Consider the following 16,622-nt stretch of genomic DNA (forward strand, 5'->3'; position numbering starts at 1 on the left):
GCAACCCTCTAGTCTGCATTCATGAATATTAAGAACCAATTTTTCTGGGTTGCTGCCTTCCTGGGTTTGGTGCTAGACCAAATCACAAAATACTGGGTCGTGCAGGCAATGGAATTGAACGACTCTATCCCGGTTGTGGACGGCGTGTTCCACTTCACCTACGTGACAAATACCGGAGCTGCATTTAGCCTATTCAGCGAATCAGGTGGCTGGTTGCGCTGGCTGTCGCTGGGCGTAAGCCTGGGATTGATGGCGCTCGCCTGGTTTGGACCTGTGATGAATCGCTGGGAACAGGCAGGCTACGGGTTCATCTTGGGAGGTGCTTTAGGAAATGGCATTGATCGCTTTGCCGCTGGAGAAGTCGTAGATTTCTTAGAATTCCGCCTGGTTCGGTTTCCCGTTTTTAACCTGGCGGATGTCTTTATTAATATCGGCATTATTTGTCTGCTTATCGCTGTTTTCTATAACCCTCCCCGCTCAAACGGGCCACGCTCAAGTGGCAAAACAGAAAAATGAAGCCAGGAAAATCTGAGAAAAATTAGATTTGTGGTTAAGTTCTGTATAGAATGATTTTTAACAGATATTTAAGTTTGGCTAGTGTTGGCTGTTGTCCAGTCCACCTCTAGGTATGCGTAACCATGAGTACTGAAGCTGATCCAAAAAATCCTGACACTGTCGAGTCTACTGAGCCAAAGCCGCTAGATCGCCATGAATGTGGCGCTTGTGGCTACATCTATGAACCTGCCAAAGGGGACGACAAGCGCAACGTTTCTTCAGGCACACCCTTTGAAGAGTTGCCTTCAAATTGGCGCTGCCCGGTGTGCAATGCTTCTACCCGGCAGTTTAGCAATATTGGACCAGTGGGAAATCCCTCTGGGTTCAAGGAAAATCTTCGTTACGGATTAGGTGTAAATACCTTAACGCCTGGTCAAAAAAACCTTTTGATTTTTGGTGCCTTGGCGTTAGGCGTTTTGTTTTTCCTCAGCCTCTATGGGTTGCAGTAGGGCGATCGCCCTTCCAACTCTTTTGACCAAGCTATTTGAAAACCGTTGAACCAAATTCTGATGCACCCGATCCTGAAACCTTTGAAACGAATTGTAATATTATTGGCAGCGGTCTTATTTTGTACTGGCTGTACCAGGTCCTTTTTACCGTCCATTAGCTATAACTCCTGGCAGCCCGTTGCGCTTTCTACTGAAGCCACCCTTTCTGACGTTTCCTTCACGGATGACTTGGAGCATGGCTGGTTGGTTGGAAAGAGTTCTACACTGCTAGAAACATTTGATGGTGGGCAAACCTGGCAACCTCGTGCGCTGGAACTCGATGAGGGGCAAGTTTATAGTTTCACCTCGGTTAGCTTTTCCGGACAGGAAGGTTGGGTCGTGGGTCAACCTGCAATCCTACTACACACCACGGATGGCGGTAAGACCTGGCTGCGGGTGCCTCTCAGCGATAAATTGCCGGGTTCACCCAACACCATTACCGCTCTGGCGAAACAGTCGGCTGAGATGACCACTGACATCGGTGCGATTTATCAAACTGAGGACGGTGGCAGAACCTGGCAGGCAATGGTGCAAGAGGCAGTCGGGGTATTGCGGAATATTGCGCGATCGCCCGATGGTAAGTACGTTGCCGTTTCAGCCCGTGGTAACTTCTACTCAACCTGGGAACCCGGACAAGAAGCTTGGCAACCCCACAACCGCACCAGTTCTCGGAAGCTGCAAAATATGGGCTTTAGCCGAGACGGTCGCTTGTGGCTGTTGGCTAGAGGTGGAATCGTCCAGTTCAGCGAACCCAACAGCACTGAAGAATGGGATGAAGCAACCAACCCAGAATTTTCGACCAGTTGGGGATTGCTCGACTTGGCTTATCGCACACCCGAAGAAGTTTGGGTGGCTGGAGGCAGTGGCAACTTGCTCCGCAGCACCGATGGTGGTGTGACTTGGGAAAAAGATCGGGGTGTAGAGAACATTCCATCTAATCTGTACCGGATTGTTTTTGTTACACCGGAGCGCGGATTCATCTTAGGTCAACGCGGTACGCTGTTGAGGTATGAACCTCAATCGCAAGCCGCTTAGAAGCTAGAGCAAACTATTTCCTAGAAGCACAAAGCTAGTGGTTTTGAACGCTTCTCAAATCTAAATTAGGTTTGCAGTTAGGACTAGGTTTGCTTGTGACTCTTTGCTTACTCTCGTATGATATAGATCAGGATTCAGTTGTTATTGGGAGGAACTTGAATGGCAGGTACTACTGGAGAACGTCCGTTTTCTGACATTATTACTAGCATTCGCTACTGGGTAATCCATAGTATTACCATTCCCGCACTGTTTATTGCAGGTTGGCTATTTGTTAGCACAGGTCTGGCATATGATGCATTTGGCACACCTAGACCTAACGAATACTACACTCAAACTCGCCAAGAAGTGCCCATCGTTCAAGACCGTTTTGAAGGTAAACAGCAAATTGAAGAGTTTATCCGATAGAAATTAATGGCAGGAGTTGATACAGGTTTCCAACTAAAACTCCAGCTTAAAGCAGACAGCCTATTTGATGGCAGCCAATAAGTTAAACGATTTATTGGACAGCAGTTTTGCACAACAGTTTCACGAGTGACAAAGATAGACTATGACGAGCAACAGCCCTAATCAACCCGTTTCTTATCCAATTTTCACCGTTAGATGGATAGCCGTTCACACTCTTGCGGTTCCGACGATTTTCTTCTTGGGTGCGATCGCATCAATGCAGTTTATTCACCGTTAGGAGGGTCCATGCCACCAACCAGAAGTTCAAACCCCAACAAGCAACCAGTCGAGTTAAATAGAACTTCTCTATACCTGGGTTTGCTGTTGGTTTTCGTACTTGGCATTTTGTTTTCAAGCTACTTTTTCAACTAGCTTAAGATAGTTCTCCATTAAGGAGAATTTCAAATTAGTTTGACTCTATTTTTCGTGCTGTGTTTCGTGTGAGTTAGGAGGTAAAACAATGTCTGGAACTGGCAGAATTCCTTTGTGGGTAGTCGCAACAGTCGCTGGCTTAGGCGCACTCGCAATTTTGGGACTTTTCTTCTACGGTGCTTACGCAGGTTTAGGTTCTTCAATCTAAGAACTGAGTCAGCTTTTAGAAAGACAAAAGGGAGGCGGGTTAAACCCTGCCTCCCTTTTTATTTATTAATTTGCTTCATAAACTTTGAAAGCACTCACTCAGGGAGCGGGTGCTTTCAAAGACCATTTAGGATGGCTATGTTTAGGATGGTTATGTAAGACTAACCAACCAAGTTGCCGAAGGTTTGCAGCACTCCAGACTCAAACACCTGGAAGATCAGATAAGCAAACGCTGCGCCACCGATTCCACCCACCAAAAAGCTACCTGCAAACTCGCTCCAGCCCTCTGAAGTGCCTAGAGACTCAGGAGGATTGGGCGTGGTGACAGTAGCAATTGGCTTCTTCACGCCTGCGCTGCCATAAAGCGACAAACAGATCGTCAGAATCACTACCAAAATCACTGCCTCAATTAAGCCAACGATGTCGGCAACGTTGGAGTTGCGAAATTGGCTAGTGAAAGCAAATGGCCCATACAGTAAGTAACCATGAGCCATGCCGATTTCTAATCCCCGCCGCTGAGCAGACAGACCTGCTCGGTAAGCGGGCAGATTGTTGATGAATGCTTTTGTGAAATCCGAGGAATTAATTGGGGTGGCCAGGTTGCCAATCTGAGGATCACCAGCAGGCTTGACTACTTCTGTCGTCATATTTAGGTATCTCCAAGTGTTCTTCTGTAATGCCTATCTCGTTTCCGAGGAAAAATCTGATACAGCTAGCGATGCAGCTATTATCAGGTGGGGGAGTCTTCGCGTTCGATGTAAATGAACAGCAGTGCCATTGCTACAGCGGGAAAGACCCAGCCCACAATGGGAACTAAAATCGAGGGTAAGTATGAGGCTGCCATAACTAAGTTTCCTAATTAGAAAAAGCCATTAGAACAGAATCTACTGTGAAATGAGAGCAAATTGTTGATTGCTAAAGATTTTTAACAAAATTTGTCGCCTGGTCAGTGACTGAGAACTGCCGCTCATTTTTCAATCTTTCAATTTCCGAACGCCAATCTTCGAACGCTAATTTTCGAACATCAATCTTCGAACTGTCAATTTCCGAACTATGGTCAACGCAAAAAATGCGAAAGAGATAGACTTGTCGCAGCCTGGAAGTCTATGGAAACGAGTAAGAGAACAGACTGAGTGGGCGATCGCCCACAAAGCACTTCTATCCATTCCCACAGCGTGCGAATTTGTTGAGCAAGCAGGCATTCGGTTTATTGTTCGCACCGTAGCTAATCTAGTTCGCAAAGACGAAGCGCAGAAAAAAACTCCAAAAACAAGTTCCGACAAGGATTTCAACCCGTTCTTGCCCTACGAAGAGGATTTGTTTGTTGCCAATCTTTCTACGACTCACTTGTGTTTGCTAAACAAATTCAATGTAGTTGATCATCATTTGCTGATCATCACCCGAGCGTTTGAAGAGCAGGAGGACTGGCTCAACTTGCAGGACTTTGAAGCAATGTGGATGACCTTGGCTGAGGTCGATGGACTCGTCTTCTACAACGCAGGGCAGAGGGCAGGGGCCAGCCAGCGGCACAAGCATTTGCAACTCGTGTCAATGCCGTTTGCACCCGATGGAATGGGAGTGCCAATTGAGTCACTGTTTGCTGCAGCTCAGTTTGAGCATATGGGGAGTGAACATCCAATTGGCACAATTCCAGAACTGCCGTTTCGCCATGCATTGATCCGCTGGAAAGGTGAGATGGCATCTCCACTGGATGCTGCTAAAGCGACACTGGAACGCTATCACACATTGCTGCGGGCTGTTGGCTTGTTAGAAGGTGAAATCACAGGAACGCGACAATCAGCGCCTTATAACCTACTAGCGACGCGAGAGTGGATGTTGATTGTGCCGCGATCGCAATCCAGTTTCAACTCGATCGAAGTTAACTCGCTAGGATTTGCAGGCGCACTGCTGGTCCGAAACCCGGAGCAAATGCAGATTCTAAAAGAGTGCAGTCCACTCACTCTTTTGCAAAACGTTGCTTTAGCGATCGCACGATAGGTCACTGCCTTGCAGTTTGCCGTCTTGCCAGATGCCCTCTGCTGTCTCACCATTGGCAAAGATAAATTTGCCTTCACCATCACAGCGATTGTCTTTAAACTCGCCGATGTAGCGATCGCCACTCTCTAAGATCCACTCTCCTACCCCACTAAACTGGTCGTCTTCAAACTGCCCCACGTACTTTCTGCCATTCTCAAAAGTGAGTGTGCCACAGCCGTTACGCTTGCCGTTTTGAAATTCGCCATCATAACGATAGCCATTTGGAAAAATCATGGTGCCTCTGCCGTCGGCTGGCAGATCACCATCCCCAACCGAGCCGTAATAAGCTACGCCATCAGAATATTCATAGTCAGGCTCCCCTGAGGGCAGCGGCGGCAGCGGTGACTCATCACACACGAGGGGAATTGGGCGAGAGTCAATGTCTGGTGTTGGGTCGGTGATGCGGGCAGTTTGCTCAGCGCCAATATTGGCAAAATGGGCGATCACAGCTGCCGCTAGAATCATCACGCTCAAACTTGCCCCCACCACAATCTTTAGAGGAGCGGAACGCAGCTGAGAAGGAACCAACGCTTGCCAGCGAGGGGCGGCGGAAGTCGGGAGGGGGGCGATCGCCATCGTTGCCCTATCAGCTTGCTCTACTGGAAGCACATCCTCTGGGGGTGACAGCGGCGAATCGTTGAGCGAAACGGGCAGCATAAATGCTGTAGACTCTGGCTCCTCAAGTGCGGGTGATTCTGGTAAGACATCAGATCCCACCGAGTCCTGCCAAACTACCGTAGAGTCTGGTTCGGTCACCGCTGAAAAGACCCCTCGTACGGGCAGCGGAGGTAGTTCTACTGCATCCGTTGGAGAAGGCACCTCGGGCTGCCCCAACTCTTTGGGAGCTGCATCAAACTGCTCAATTAAGGGAGGTAGGGTTGCAGCTCTGTAGCGGCTGTAAAACGGCTCAATTGCTTGCAGAACCTCTTCGGCTGACTGATAACGGTCTTTGAAGTGAAACCGCACCATGCGTCTGAGAATTGCCACCAGCTCATCACCTACCGGAGCCAGAGGTTGCCAGATAAGTTCACCCGTGTCAGGGTCTTCTGGCAAATCAGATGGGCTGAGTCCAGTCAGGGCCTGCACGCCAATAATTCCCAAAGCATAAAGGTCACTGCTGGGGCGTGGTTTTCCCAAACATTGCTCTGTTGGCATGTAGCCCGGTGTACCCGCAACAATAGTCGTCTTGGGCTGCCCCTGCGCCACTACCTGCTTGACGATGCCAAAATCTACTAAAACCAGCTTGTGGTCATGCCGCCGCCGAATCAAGTTGTCGGGTTTAATGTCGCGATGAATGACCCCCTGATGATGGATAAATGCCAGCACACTCAACACCTGATGCAGCATGTGACAAACCTGAATTTCACTCCAGCTTTTGCCTTGGCGCAGCTCAAACGTTAGCGTGTGCCCTTCAATGAGTTCCTGGACCAGGTAAAACTCGTCCTCTTCTTCAAAGTAGGCCAGTAGTTGAGGGATTTGGTCATGCTTGCCGAGCTTCTGTAGCGTTTCTGCTTCGGTCAAAAAGAGCCGTCTGGCATTTCCTAAAACTTTGGGGTCATCGCTAGCAGGTTTGAGCTGTTTCACCACACACCAGGGGTTGCCAGGTAAGCGAGTGTCTTCAGCAACATAGGTTTGCCCAAATCCCCCTTTTGCCAAAGTGCGAAGCACTCGGTAACGCCTGTCTAGTAAATCGCCTGGCACTGGTACTTTCATCAAGGATTGGGCGATCGCACACAATTCAACAGTTAACAGCTTTAATTACTTCCCATTGCTATACGAGACTGCTGTTTTATAGGATGCTTTTGAACATGAAGCAAAATTCATGTGTAAAGGTATCCATCGTCAAGCAATATCTCTGTGCTAAAGGGCTAACCATTGAGGTTCAGCACAGCAAACATAGACAACATTGGGTAAGGCAAAGCGATCGGGCGGTAGAACCTGCTCTCTATCTCAAATTAACCTTCATCTTTCAGAAAATGCTCCCCTCCATACTAATGAAACTCTTGCTGCAAAAAATTCCACGAGAGTTACTCCGCAAGAGAGAAAAGAGGGGCTAGGAGTTGGGGACTAGGAGCTAGGGTAAGAGACTACTTCCTCGGACCTCCTCATCCTTTATCTCTCTTGAGCCCTTCTCCTCGCTCGTTCCTGCCAACAAAACAGTAAACGTGGTTTGCCCTTGCTGGCTCTCTACCGTGAGCGTTCCTCCTAGCTGTTCTGTGAGCTTTTTCACGAGTGCTAGTCCTAACCCCGTACCTCCTTGCTTCCAGAAGTCAGTGTTGGGAATTCGGTAGAATTTTTCAAAAATGCGAGAAATGTTGGCCTTTGGAATTTCGGCGGTGTTGCTAATTGTAAATGCGAGGACAGAATTGACACGAGTATAATTCTCAGCGTGACTGACTTCCAGCCAAATTTCACCACCCGATGGGGTATATTTGCAGGCATTATTTAGCAGTTCTGCCAAAATCCGTTCGAGGACGTTCGGGTCTGAAGTGATTGGCGGCATGTCAGCTGGAACTTTAACCTGAAGATGTTGCTGGCGATCACCCGATCGGGTCAGAAACGGGCTGATCACATCTGGTATCCAGTCTTGTAGAACAATCGTTTCAGGGGTGATGGAGTAATGTTCTGACTCTAGGCGCTGTAGATCTAGCAGGTCATTAATCAGGTTTGTTTCTTTCGCACATTCGGCTTGCAGAATGTCTAGATACTGCTGGTTTCGCTCTGGTGTAGCAGCAATTCTGAGCAGGTGAATGGCTATTTTCATATTTGAGATCGGCGTGCGAAGCTCATGAGAAACCGTATTCAGGAAATCATCTTTAACCTGATGCAGTTGCTTCAATTCTTCGATTTGAGCTTGAGCCGATTGAAATAAACGAGACTGACGAATGGCGATCGCACACTGATTCGCCACCTGCTCAACTAACCGCACTTCTAGGTCAGTAAACGTTTGCTCCTTCGGTTTGAACGACCACAAATTCCCAAAAACTTCCTGATTGTCCAAAAGCGGGCACGCCAGTATGGCATAAGGCTTTTCTCTTAATCGGAGAGGATCTGCGGTATTAAAGCAGAACTGGCTGGACAGCCCCGACAAAAGCTGTTGATGAACAGCAGGACTGGCAGAGTCGGCGATCGCAAGAGTGGCTCCCCGACAATCAGGCAAGGTCGTATATTCGTAGCAAATCGTGAAAGCAGTTTTGTCAGCGTCGTACATTCCAACATTGCAACAAGCAACTGATAATTCCTGCCCTAGCTCATGCACAGCGGTTTGCAAAATCTGTGCTTCATCCAAGTTGTCCCGGACTTTGTCAGTAATGCGCCTGAGCAGCGCCTCAAACTGCAAGGCTTGATGGAGTTGATTGGTACGCTGTTGTAGTTCAGCCGTTCGCTGCTCGACCCGCATTTCTAGCTGCTCATTTGCCTTGGCTAATGCGGTGATAGAGTCTTTTAACTGAGCCTCAATTTGATTATGCGCCTGTTCCAGAACACTTAGTTCATAAATGCCTGTGGCTTGGATGGGCTGACTTAACTCTTGCCAACGCCACGAGGACATCGTTCGCTCTGCTAATGCTTTAGACGATCGGCTAAGACGTTGAATGGGTTGGGCAATCCATTGAGAGGTAAGTGCTGCGACTACGGTTGCCACTACCATAACGATCAGGCACAACAGCGTAGTAGACCGGATATTGGCAGCAATGTAGGGAGCAAAATCAGTTTCTGGCACGACTACCACGACGAGCCAGGAGAGACCGTAGCGATCGCTGAAGGGAGTAACTTGTACAATCTGTCGCTCACCGTTCATCTCAAAATCAAGTTGCTCGCGGTGTTCGATTGCATCCAGATCGCTATAGTGGTGGAGCAAATGCTCTGCCGTTGTTTGAATAGTTTTGTTTTCGCTGTCAACTGCTGCGAGCCGTTGCCTAGCTTGAGCTTGAGCAGGCAAAAAAGACCGCATTGAAGTTGAACTTGCTACCAACTCTCCTGTTCGCTCGATGATAAAGGTCTGCCCTGAGTGACCAACCTCCAGCTCTTGTAAAAAGCTGGAAAGATGAGCAAGAGACAGTGTCGCGTTGGTAACGCCTAAAAGTTCACCCGTTTCGCTGTAGATTGGGCGAGCAGCACTGATAGCCAAATCTGAGGAGGAAAAGTAGGGATAGATTTTTGTCCAGGTGGGTTCTCCAGCTTGGACAGCAGCAACGTACCAGGGGCGCTCTCGGGGATCAAAGGTATTATCTGTTTCAATCAGGCGATCGCGCTTGCCCTGTTCATCGGCTATGTAGGTGTGGTAGCGATCGCCAGTTGATTCATCCATGACACGAATCACCAGCGTGCCGTCCTTCAGGCGATCGACTGCATGAATTTCTCCCTGTTGGTTGGCAAAGGCGATCGGGCGCAAATTAGGAAACAACTGCATCTGCTTCCAAAAGTGACGCTCAAGGCGGGCTGCATTTTGCAGATCAATTTGCCCTAGCCGCAGCGCATCTATATTGATTTGAGTAACGAGGTGAGGCGTTTCCATGAAGACAGCAACTTGCTGCTGAATCCGCATGGAAACTTCGTCAGTTAAGTGGGTGGCCACTTGATCAACCGTTTTCTGACCACTTCTTAAGGAAAAGTAGCAGGTCAGCCCAACCGCAAGCCCAACTTGTAGTGTAAAAGGCAATACCAGAGCAGTTTGGAGAGGAATTTTATAGGAACTCCGAAAAATTGGAATGAAACGTTTCAGCAACACCAGCACGCATCCGCTTTCTAAGTGAGGACTCGGACTGAACTCAACCTGTTTTTCTACGGCAAAGCCGCACTCCTGCCAAAAAACAGAGTAAATTCAATCTCCAATCCTGGGGCATATGTAGTTCCAAGCCAGTCCTAACGACTAGCGGGTCATGAGAGGCACATGCCGTCTGGGTGCGTCTGTCACGAGCCATCTAAGATTGCAATAGAGAAAGTGAGAACCTTGGGACTTGATCAACAGGGAATTTAGGGCAAAGCAATACAAAGCAATACGCAGACGATTCTAACTGGTAGATGATCGTCTAGGGCAACGTTCATCAAATAGTTTGTTAATCAAGTATTGCTCAAGCTAGCGCTGAATTGGAGAGGCAGGCGCTGTGATATGATGCTGATCCTCAGAATGGTTCTAACCGGGTTAGACCGACAAAAATTTGGTTTGACGAAGTTGCTCATGCCCGTGCGCTCGCCAATGAAACGGTACCTCCCTGATGCTCGTTGACAAGAATCTGACTCAATACATCGTTTTTGCCGACTGCGCCAAATTTCAAATGCGGCTTAAAAGTATCGCGTAGGTTGGGTGGAGCAGAGCGCAACCCAACTCAAAATTTTTGTAAACACTAGGTTTCCGTGTCTAACTCAATCTACAATTTTTGCTGATTAATCGACTATTTCTGTGAAACGTCCTTACAGTTATTGAATCGCTTTTATAAAGCTTCCATCAAGATGCTAAGAACATACTCCAAAAACTGAAGCAAAAGCAGGAATAACTTATAGCGACTGCTGGTTGAGTGCAGTAACTTTTCTGATTTTTGTTCGTTGTCATTTGTGAACAGCTACTGATCAATGACCAAAAATCGACTTCACTCAACCGCTAACTTCCTGTGAGTGTTGTCATGTTATTCAATCATCGATTTTTGCTTCGACTAATCACCAATCTAGTCGTTTGTGCTTTAGCTTTATCCAGCGTTGGCGTGCTGCTATGGACAATTGACGAATTTATCGGATGGGACATTCTTCCTGACCCATTAGGCATTTATGTTCGGGCGTTAGTGATCGGTATCGCATGGGTCACTTTTACGCTGATCGTGATCCACGTTCTGCTCAGCCTCACGCTGTTTGCTGAAGCCAGTGCCAGCCGTGCCAAGCTGCCCGACGTACAAGTTTCACCTGAACTAAAGCGTAAGCTAAACCGTCTGGTGCCCGTAACCGGAATTGCAGCTATTTTATTGTTTTTTGGATTGCAAGCCGCAAATCGAGTCCGGCAAGACGTTGTAGTGCGGCTCAACCAACAGCAAACCGAACAAAGGCAAAGAGAGGAATTTGAGAAGGCAAGCCGTGAGTTTGCCCAAATTCAACAAGACCTTGACCAATCGTTGCCTCAAGTTTTGGAATTGTTTACCCCGTCTCTGTTAAATTCGATTCAAACCAATACAATTTCGCCGGGTGAACTGCGACAGCTATTTCAAGCGGTGAGCGTTTCCTTTCCGCACAGTCCTTCCCTAGCGTTGCTGATTCCCGCTCAGCAGCCCTATCGATATTACAGACTTGATGCGGAAGCGATCGCCTACAACGAAGAACGAGGATTTCTCCTGCAGCCGCAGTATTACTTTGGCTTTCCAACCCAGCTAGAAACTGAAGCAGTCAACCAACTTTTTGCTGAGCAAGCCGCTGCCCCAACTGCTGCCTTGACTGGAGTCTTCATCCGCAACACCACCCCTAGTTCTTGGGGAGTTTTGAGGTTGAATGGTCGGGTCATTGCTCTGGTTCATCTGGAAGCAGCCTACCGCTGTCCTGAGCCGACCGAGTTTGTCAAAGACAGTTGCACTCACGACGGCCCAGAAGAACTTTACGCCAATTAATTTTGCTACCTCTGTTCTAGAACTTGCCCGCTCTAGAACTTGCCCGCCAGAGCCGGAATACAACGCTCACATAACAGCGGATGCTCCTTAAATTCACCCACGTGAATGGAATAGTTCCAGCAGCGATCGCACTTTTGCCCGTCGGCATCTGCCACACCCACACCGAGCGCATCAGACTGTGACTGATACTTCAGGTCAGCCAACGCTGCCGGACTGTGTAGCAGTTCAACCTGAGAGGTGAGGAATAGATAGCGCAGTTCATCAACCCCATTGCTGCTGAGGCTATCTGTCGGATTCATCGATTGCAGCTTTTGGCGTAGCTCCAGGTCGGGTACATATAGGAGCACCTTTGCTTCCAGGGAAGAACCGATCGCCTTTTCTGCCCGCGCCTGTTCCAGTACTTTGTTCACCTCAAATCGGATGCGCCGAAGCTGCTGCCAGGATGCTGCCAGTTCAGGATTTTTCCACTCGTCCTCTAGCTTCACCCAACCCGACTCAAATACTGACTCGTGAGAAGTGGAGTAGGGGATGAATTGCCAGATGTCTTCCGCCATATGGGAAAGGACAGGGGCGATCGCCCGTGCCAGGTTCTCGATTGCCACTGCCAACACAGTCTGACAACTACGGCGACGGAGGGTATCTGCCGCACTGATGTACAGCCGATCTTTGGCAATGTCGAGGTAGAAGTTAGACAGATCAACTGTGCAGAAGTTTTGCACCGTCTGGAAAAAGCGGAAGAACTGGAAGCTCTCAAATGCCTCCGTCACTTCCGTAAACACCTCCGTTATCCGGTGCAGCATATAGCGATCCAGCTCAGGCAATTGCTCATAAGGAACAGCATCCTTTGCCGGATCAAAGTCATGCAGGTTGCCCAGCAAGAATCGTGCCGTATTGCGGATTTTGCGGTAGACATCCGACATTTGCTTGAGGATGTTTTTACCCAGTGGCACGTCCGAGGAATAGTCCACCGACGACACCCACAGCCGTAGCACGTCTGCACCGTAGGGCGGCTCCGCTTTCTGGTTTTTGCCGCCTTCAATCACCACACTCGGATCGACAACGTTGCCCAGTGACTTACTCATTTTCCTGCCCTGCTCATCCAGGACAAAACCGTGAGTCAAAACCGTTTTGTACGGGGCGCAGCCATTCGTCGCTACGCTAGTCAGCAAGCTGGACTGGAACCAGCCCCGGTGCTGGTCTGACCCTTCCAGGTACATCTCCACGGGATATTGCAGTCCCTCTCGCTGTTCAGCTACCGCTGCCCAAGAGGAGCCAGAGTCAAACCAGACATCCATTGTATCCATGCCTTTGCGGTAGCTGCGACCGTTGCTGCGGTATGGTTCGGGTAGCAATTCCTCGATTGGAAGTTCCCACCAGGCATCGGAGCCTTTTTCAGCAAAGATGGACTGAACGTAATTGATCGTTTCCTCGTTCAGCAGCGGTTCGCCCGTTTCTTCGTCATAAAACACGGGAATGGGAACACCCCAACTGCGCTGACGGGAAATGCACCAGTCAGAACGATCTGCCACCATTGCCGTGATCCGGTTTTCACCTTGTTCGGGAATCCATCGAACCTGGGCGATCGCCTTCAACGCCTCATCCCGGAAGCCTTCTACCGAAGCAAACCACTGCTCTGTCGCCCGGAAAATCGTCGGCTGCTTGGTGCGCCAGTCGTAAGGATAGCGGTGGGCGTAGGTTTCTTCCTTGAGCAGCGATTTTGCTTCCATCAGTGCCTCAATCACTGCCCCATTTGCGTCCTTCAGCACGTTCAGTCCAGTAAAGGGTCCTGCCTCTGCAGTAAAGTTACCCGCATCGTCAACCGGTGAAAGAACGGGCAACCCATACTGTTGACCGACCCTAAAGTCATCCTCACCATGACCGGGAGCCGTATGGACTAACCCTGTTCCAGATTCCGTTGTGACGTAATCACCACCGATCACAATCGGGCTTTCCCGCTCAAACAGCGGATGGCGATAGGTGGAAAATTCCAGTGCTTTCCCAGGCAGTTCGGCTTTGACGGTGAGCGAGACATTCAATAACTTAGACAATCGCTCGACCAGTTCTTTGGCGACGATGAGATAGCGGAAGAAGATACCGGAAGACTTGCCTGTTTCTGTCGCTTGTTGGGCGATCGCCCCTAAGTCATCGGCAATCACATCCTTTTCGCTGACCTCAACCACCGCATAGATCAACTCCGGATTCACGGCCACCGCCAAGTTTGCTGGAATTGTCCAGGGGGTCGTCGTCCAGATCGCCACGCCCAGTTCTGGAAGGTAGGGGGAGAATGCCTGCGCCGACTCCGCCAGGCTCACCACTGGAAACGCTGCATAGATACTACGCGAGGTATGCCCCTCTGGATACTCCAATTCTGCCTCTGCCAGAGCTGTGCGTGAACTGGGACTCCAATGCACCGGCTTCAGTCCCCGGTAAATGTAGCCTTTCAGCACCATCTGTCCGAATACACCGATCTGAGCCGCTTCGTACTCTGGAGTCATCGTCAGGTAAGGATGCTCCCAGTCGCCCCAAACGCCATAGCGCATGAAGCTCTCACGCTGCTGCCGCTGTTGCCCCAAAGCCCATTCTTTAGCGCGATGGCGCAATTCGATTGGGGTCAGATTCCGTCGCTCTTCTGGCTTCATCGCCTGAAGCACTTTTAGCTCGATTGGTAGCCCGTGACAGTCCCAGCCCGGGACATAGCGAACCTTTCGCCCCTTGAGCAACTGATACTTGTTGATGATATCTTTCAGCGTCTTGTTCATTGCATGACCAATATGCAGCGCTCCATTTGCGTAGGGCGGCCCGTCATGCAAAATAAACGGCTCCCCCGAATTGGTTTGAGAAAGCTTCTCGTAAATCTGATGGTCTGCCCAAAATTTTTGCAGTTCTGGCTCTCGTTTGACTGCGTTGGCCCGCATATCAAACTGAGTCTTGGGCAGGTTAACGGTATCTTTGTAGCTTCCTGGTTCTGTCACGATCGCCGGGGGATAGTTTAGGGGAATAACTAAATGAAAGCTCGAAAGCTCGAACGATAAAAGATCGAACTGTGAGTTATCGAACCATTATGAGCTAGAAGCTCCTCAAGCTTCAACTTTCTTGATATGGTTTCTTGACCCCGATTCTAAGCATGGACTTGCAATCCTGGATTAACCTGGTCGAAAACTTGGAGTGCATGACTGTAGCTGCATCTACTTCTCCCGATCCTGGCAGTCAGAAGTAATCAAAATTTAGTTAAGCCCAGATAGGAAGACAACCACAGCCTTACCTCAAGCACCTATGTCTCCGTTTCCAAAATCTCCAAATTTGCAGCTATCTGAAAAGCTGTTTCTTCGCAAAAGCTGGCAATCTCATCAGCTGGGGCAGCATTTCTCTCCATCGGCAAACGGGTTGACGGAACAGTCAGCTAATCTCACAACCCGCCGCAATGAATTTTTTAGAAGTAGGGACTCTCGTTCCACTGCGATCGCCTCTACCGCTCGCCTCTCACAGAGCTACCCCGAAATTAAATTTGCTGACTACCCAACCTCAGCAGGCTCAACCTCAGCAGGCTTAAAGATAAAGCTTCAAGGTAGACTCAGCCGCAGCGATAAGCCCTATCCAGGTTCACCCAGCTTTTATGCAGACAGCTATCGCTTAGCTGGATTAAAGCGAGGGCAACAGCTTCACATTCAGCTTAAATCTTTGCGGTTCGATGCTTATCTGGAACTCTTGGATGCTCACACAAATCGCATCATTTCAGTAAACGACAATGCTACAGTTCGGGGTACTAACTCTAGCCTGACCTTTACCGTTAAGCCAGGGAAAGATTACTTAATTCGGGTCAGCAGTGCCTATCCTGGGGAAATGGGGCGGTATAGGCTAAGCCTGAATAATTTCCCAGATTCAGTGGGTAGATTCAATTTCTCCTATGGCTACGGATTGGTTGATGCAGCGGCAGCAGTTGCCCGTGCTGCGGGGCAAAAACCTTTCAAAGCGGTGCAAAACTTGGGCGGCAGCAACTGGGGATTAGATTTAGTCAAAGCGCCAGAAGCTTGGGCAAGGGGATATGCAGGGCAGAACGTGACCGTTGCTGTATTGGACACTGGCGTTGACATTAATCACCCTGACTTGAAGTCCAACATTTGGAAGAACCAGGGTGAAATTCCAAACAATGGGTTAGATGACGACTGCAATGGTTTTATCGATGACGTTCATGGCTGGAATTTTGCAGGACGTGACAGCAACGATGTCAGGGACTTCTACGGGCATGGAACGCATATATCGGGCACCATTGCCGCCACCCGAAATCGGTTTGGCGTTATGGGGGTTGCCTACGCCGCCAAAATCATGCCGATTCGAGTGATTGACAGCGAGGAGGACAATTTTTTCCGCAAGTTTGATGCAAACGTTGCAGCGGGCATCCGCTATGCAGTGCAAAATGGCGCAAAGGTAATCAGTATGAGTTTGGGTAACTATCCTGGTGACCCAGCTATGCTCCGAACCAGATTGGCGCTGAAGTATGCGAGACGAGCAGGCGTAGTGGCTGTGATGGCGTCTGGCAATGAGCGAGAGAGTTTTGGGGCAACACAGCCGATTGAGCCTGCGCTGCTGGGGTTGAAGCATTTGGGAATCGGTGTAGGGGCGATCGACGTTCGGCGTAAAGTGGCTGATTTCTCTACCCCTGCTGGGCAAAGACCCCTTGCCTTTTTTGTAGCTCCTGGTGTTAGGGTTCGCTCTACAGTTCCAGGTGGTGCCTATGAGACTGATTGGTCTGGCACGTCAATGGCAACACCGCATGTTGCGGGTGTCGTGGCGCTCATGCTCAGCGCTAATCCTAGTTTGACCCCTAATCAGATTGAGCAAATTTTGATCGAGACTGCTCAGTCTAGCGGGATTACAGTGCCTTGATCTGAGGGTTTGT

15 protein-coding genes are annotated in these 16,622 nt (G+C 49.3%); 10 read left to right on the forward strand and 5 right to left on the reverse strand.

Annotated elements, in window-relative coordinates:
* The first annotated feature begins 21 nt into the window (after nucleotides 1–21).
* The 7 genes from lspA (at nucleotide 22) to H6G00_RS30785 (ending at nucleotide 3,102) form a co-directional block, all read left to right on the forward strand.
* The gene (gene lspA / locus H6G00_RS30755; protein WP_190799627.1) at nucleotides 22–516 is read left to right on the forward strand and encodes a signal peptidase II; all 495 of its coding nucleotides are present in this window, start codon (nucleotides 22–24) and stop codon (nucleotides 514–516) included.
* A gap of 122 nt (nucleotides 517–638) precedes the next feature.
* Nucleotides 639–1,004 carry a rubredoxin gene (locus H6G00_RS30760; RefSeq protein WP_190799628.1) on the forward strand — a complete coding sequence of 122 codons (366 nt, stop codon included), beginning with the start codon at nucleotides 639–641 and terminating at the stop codon, nucleotides 1,002–1,004.
* A 60-nt stretch (nucleotides 1,005–1,064) separates the two neighbouring features.
* Nucleotides 1,065–2,078, forward strand: coding sequence for a photosynthesis system II assembly factor Ycf48 (locus tag H6G00_RS30765; RefSeq protein ID WP_190641910.1), 1,014 nt, complete (start codon nucleotides 1,065–1,067; stop codon nucleotides 2,076–2,078).
* A 159-nt stretch (nucleotides 2,079–2,237) separates the two neighbouring features.
* Nucleotides 2,238–2,483, forward strand: a complete 246-nt coding sequence (gene psbE, locus H6G00_RS30770) for a cytochrome b559 subunit alpha (RefSeq protein WP_190641911.1) — start codon at nucleotides 2,238–2,240, stop codon at nucleotides 2,481–2,483.
* 142 nt (nucleotides 2,484–2,625) lie between these two features.
* Nucleotides 2,626–2,760 carry a cytochrome b559 subunit beta gene (gene psbF, locus H6G00_RS30775; RefSeq protein ID WP_190641912.1) on the forward strand — a complete coding sequence of 45 codons (135 nt, stop codon included), beginning with the start codon at nucleotides 2,626–2,628 and terminating at the stop codon, nucleotides 2,758–2,760.
* Nucleotides 2,761–2,768: 8 nt separating this feature from the next.
* The gene (locus H6G00_RS30780; protein ID WP_190641913.1) at nucleotides 2,769–2,894 is read left to right on the forward strand and encodes a photosystem II reaction center protein L; all 126 of its coding nucleotides are present in this window, start codon (nucleotides 2,769–2,771) and stop codon (nucleotides 2,892–2,894) included.
* 88 nt (nucleotides 2,895–2,982) lie between these two features.
* The gene (locus H6G00_RS30785; protein WP_190641914.1) at nucleotides 2,983–3,102 is read left to right on the forward strand and encodes a photosystem II reaction center protein J; all 120 of its coding nucleotides are present in this window, start codon (nucleotides 2,983–2,985) and stop codon (nucleotides 3,100–3,102) included.
* Nucleotides 3,103–3,262: 160 nt separating this feature from the next.
* Here H6G00_RS30785 and H6G00_RS30790 read toward each other — a convergent pair whose 3' ends face one another.
* Entirely contained in the window at nucleotides 3,263–3,748 is a 486-nt protein-coding gene (locus H6G00_RS30790) for a photosystem I reaction center subunit XI (protein ID WP_190641915.1), read from the reverse strand.
* An 83-nt stretch (nucleotides 3,749–3,831) separates the two neighbouring features.
* Nucleotides 3,832–3,945, reverse strand: coding sequence for a photosystem I reaction center subunit VIII (gene psaI, locus H6G00_RS30795; protein ID WP_190641916.1), 114 nt, complete (start codon nucleotides 3,943–3,945; stop codon nucleotides 3,832–3,834).
* A gap of 209 nt (nucleotides 3,946–4,154) precedes the next feature.
* On the opposite strand from psaI, the gene H6G00_RS30800 reads away from it, so the two are divergent.
* Nucleotides 4,155–5,099: a phosphorylase gene (locus tag H6G00_RS30800; protein WP_190799629.1), complete on the forward strand. Its 945-nt coding sequence runs from the start codon at nucleotides 4,155–4,157 to the stop codon at nucleotides 5,097–5,099.
* Here H6G00_RS30800 and H6G00_RS30805 read toward each other — a convergent pair.
* Both H6G00_RS30805 and H6G00_RS30810 read right to left on the reverse strand, forming a co-directional pair.
* The gene (locus H6G00_RS30805; RefSeq protein WP_347278248.1) at nucleotides 5,082–6,839 is read right to left on the reverse strand and encodes a protein kinase; all 1,758 of its coding nucleotides are present in this window, start codon (nucleotides 6,837–6,839) and stop codon (nucleotides 5,082–5,084) included. The genes H6G00_RS30800 and H6G00_RS30805 overlap by 18 nt on opposite strands.
* 373 nt (nucleotides 6,840–7,212) lie before the next feature.
* On the reverse strand, nucleotides 7,213–9,867 hold the full coding sequence (locus tag H6G00_RS30810) for an ATP-binding protein (protein ID WP_190799631.1): 2,655 nt from the start codon (nucleotides 9,865–9,867) through the stop codon (nucleotides 7,213–7,215).
* Between the two features lie 892 nt (nucleotides 9,868–10,759).
* Between H6G00_RS30810 and H6G00_RS30815 the strand changes: the two genes are divergently transcribed.
* The gene (locus H6G00_RS30815; protein WP_190799632.1) at nucleotides 10,760–11,725 is read left to right on the forward strand and encodes a hypothetical protein; all 966 of its coding nucleotides are present in this window, start codon (nucleotides 10,760–10,762) and stop codon (nucleotides 11,723–11,725) included.
* Nucleotides 11,726–11,757: 32 nt separating this feature from the next.
* Here H6G00_RS30815 and ileS read toward each other — a convergent pair whose 3' ends face one another.
* Nucleotides 11,758–14,697 carry an isoleucine--tRNA ligase gene (gene ileS, locus H6G00_RS30820; protein ID WP_190799633.1) on the reverse strand — a complete coding sequence of 980 codons (2,940 nt, stop codon included), beginning with the start codon at nucleotides 14,695–14,697 and terminating at the stop codon, nucleotides 11,758–11,760.
* Between the two features lie 301 nt (nucleotides 14,698–14,998).
* On the opposite strand from ileS, the gene H6G00_RS30825 reads away from it, so the two are divergent.
* Nucleotides 14,999–16,609 (forward strand): S8 family peptidase, encoded by a 1,611-nt coding sequence (locus H6G00_RS30825; RefSeq protein WP_190799634.1) that lies wholly within the window; start codon nucleotides 14,999–15,001, stop codon nucleotides 16,607–16,609.
* Nucleotides 16,610–16,622: the final 13 nt, after the last annotated feature.

Source organism: Leptolyngbya sp. FACHB-541, from assembly GCF_014695875.1.
Taxonomy (GTDB): domain Bacteria; phylum Cyanobacteriota; class Cyanobacteriia; order Elainellales; family Elainellaceae; genus JAAUTN01.

Coding starts and splice junctions, on each gene's coding strand:
- psbE (WP_190641911.1), top strand. CDS start 2,238: ATGGCAGGTACTACTGGAGAACGTCCGTTTTCTGACATTATTACTAGC.
- H6G00_RS30800 (WP_190799629.1), top strand. CDS start 4,155: ATGGTCAACGCAAAAAATGCGAAAGAGATAGACTTGTCGCAGCCTGGA.
- H6G00_RS30780 (WP_190641913.1), top strand. CDS start 2,769: ATGCCACCAACCAGAAGTTCAAACCCCAACAAGCAACCAGTCGAGTTA.
- H6G00_RS30815 (WP_190799632.1), top strand. CDS start 10,760: ATGTTATTCAATCATCGATTTTTGCTTCGACTAATCACCAATCTAGTC.
- H6G00_RS30760 (WP_190799628.1), top strand. CDS start 639: ATGAGTACTGAAGCTGATCCAAAAAATCCTGACACTGTCGAGTCTACT.
- lspA (WP_190799627.1), top strand. CDS start 22: ATGAATATTAAGAACCAATTTTTCTGGGTTGCTGCCTTCCTGGGTTTG.
- psaI (WP_190641916.1), bottom strand. CDS start 3,945: ATGGCAGCCTCATACTTACCCTCGATTTTAGTTCCCATTGTGGGCTGG.
- H6G00_RS30825 (WP_190799634.1), top strand. CDS start 14,999: ATGTCTCCGTTTCCAAAATCTCCAAATTTGCAGCTATCTGAAAAGCTG.
- psbF (WP_190641912.1), top strand. CDS start 2,626: ATGACGAGCAACAGCCCTAATCAACCCGTTTCTTATCCAATTTTCACC.
- H6G00_RS30785 (WP_190641914.1), top strand. CDS start 2,983: ATGTCTGGAACTGGCAGAATTCCTTTGTGGGTAGTCGCAACAGTCGCT.
- H6G00_RS30765 (WP_190641910.1), top strand. CDS start 1,065: ATGCACCCGATCCTGAAACCTTTGAAACGAATTGTAATATTATTGGCA.
- H6G00_RS30790 (WP_190641915.1), bottom strand. CDS start 3,748: ATGACGACAGAAGTAGTCAAGCCTGCTGGTGATCCTCAGATTGGCAAC.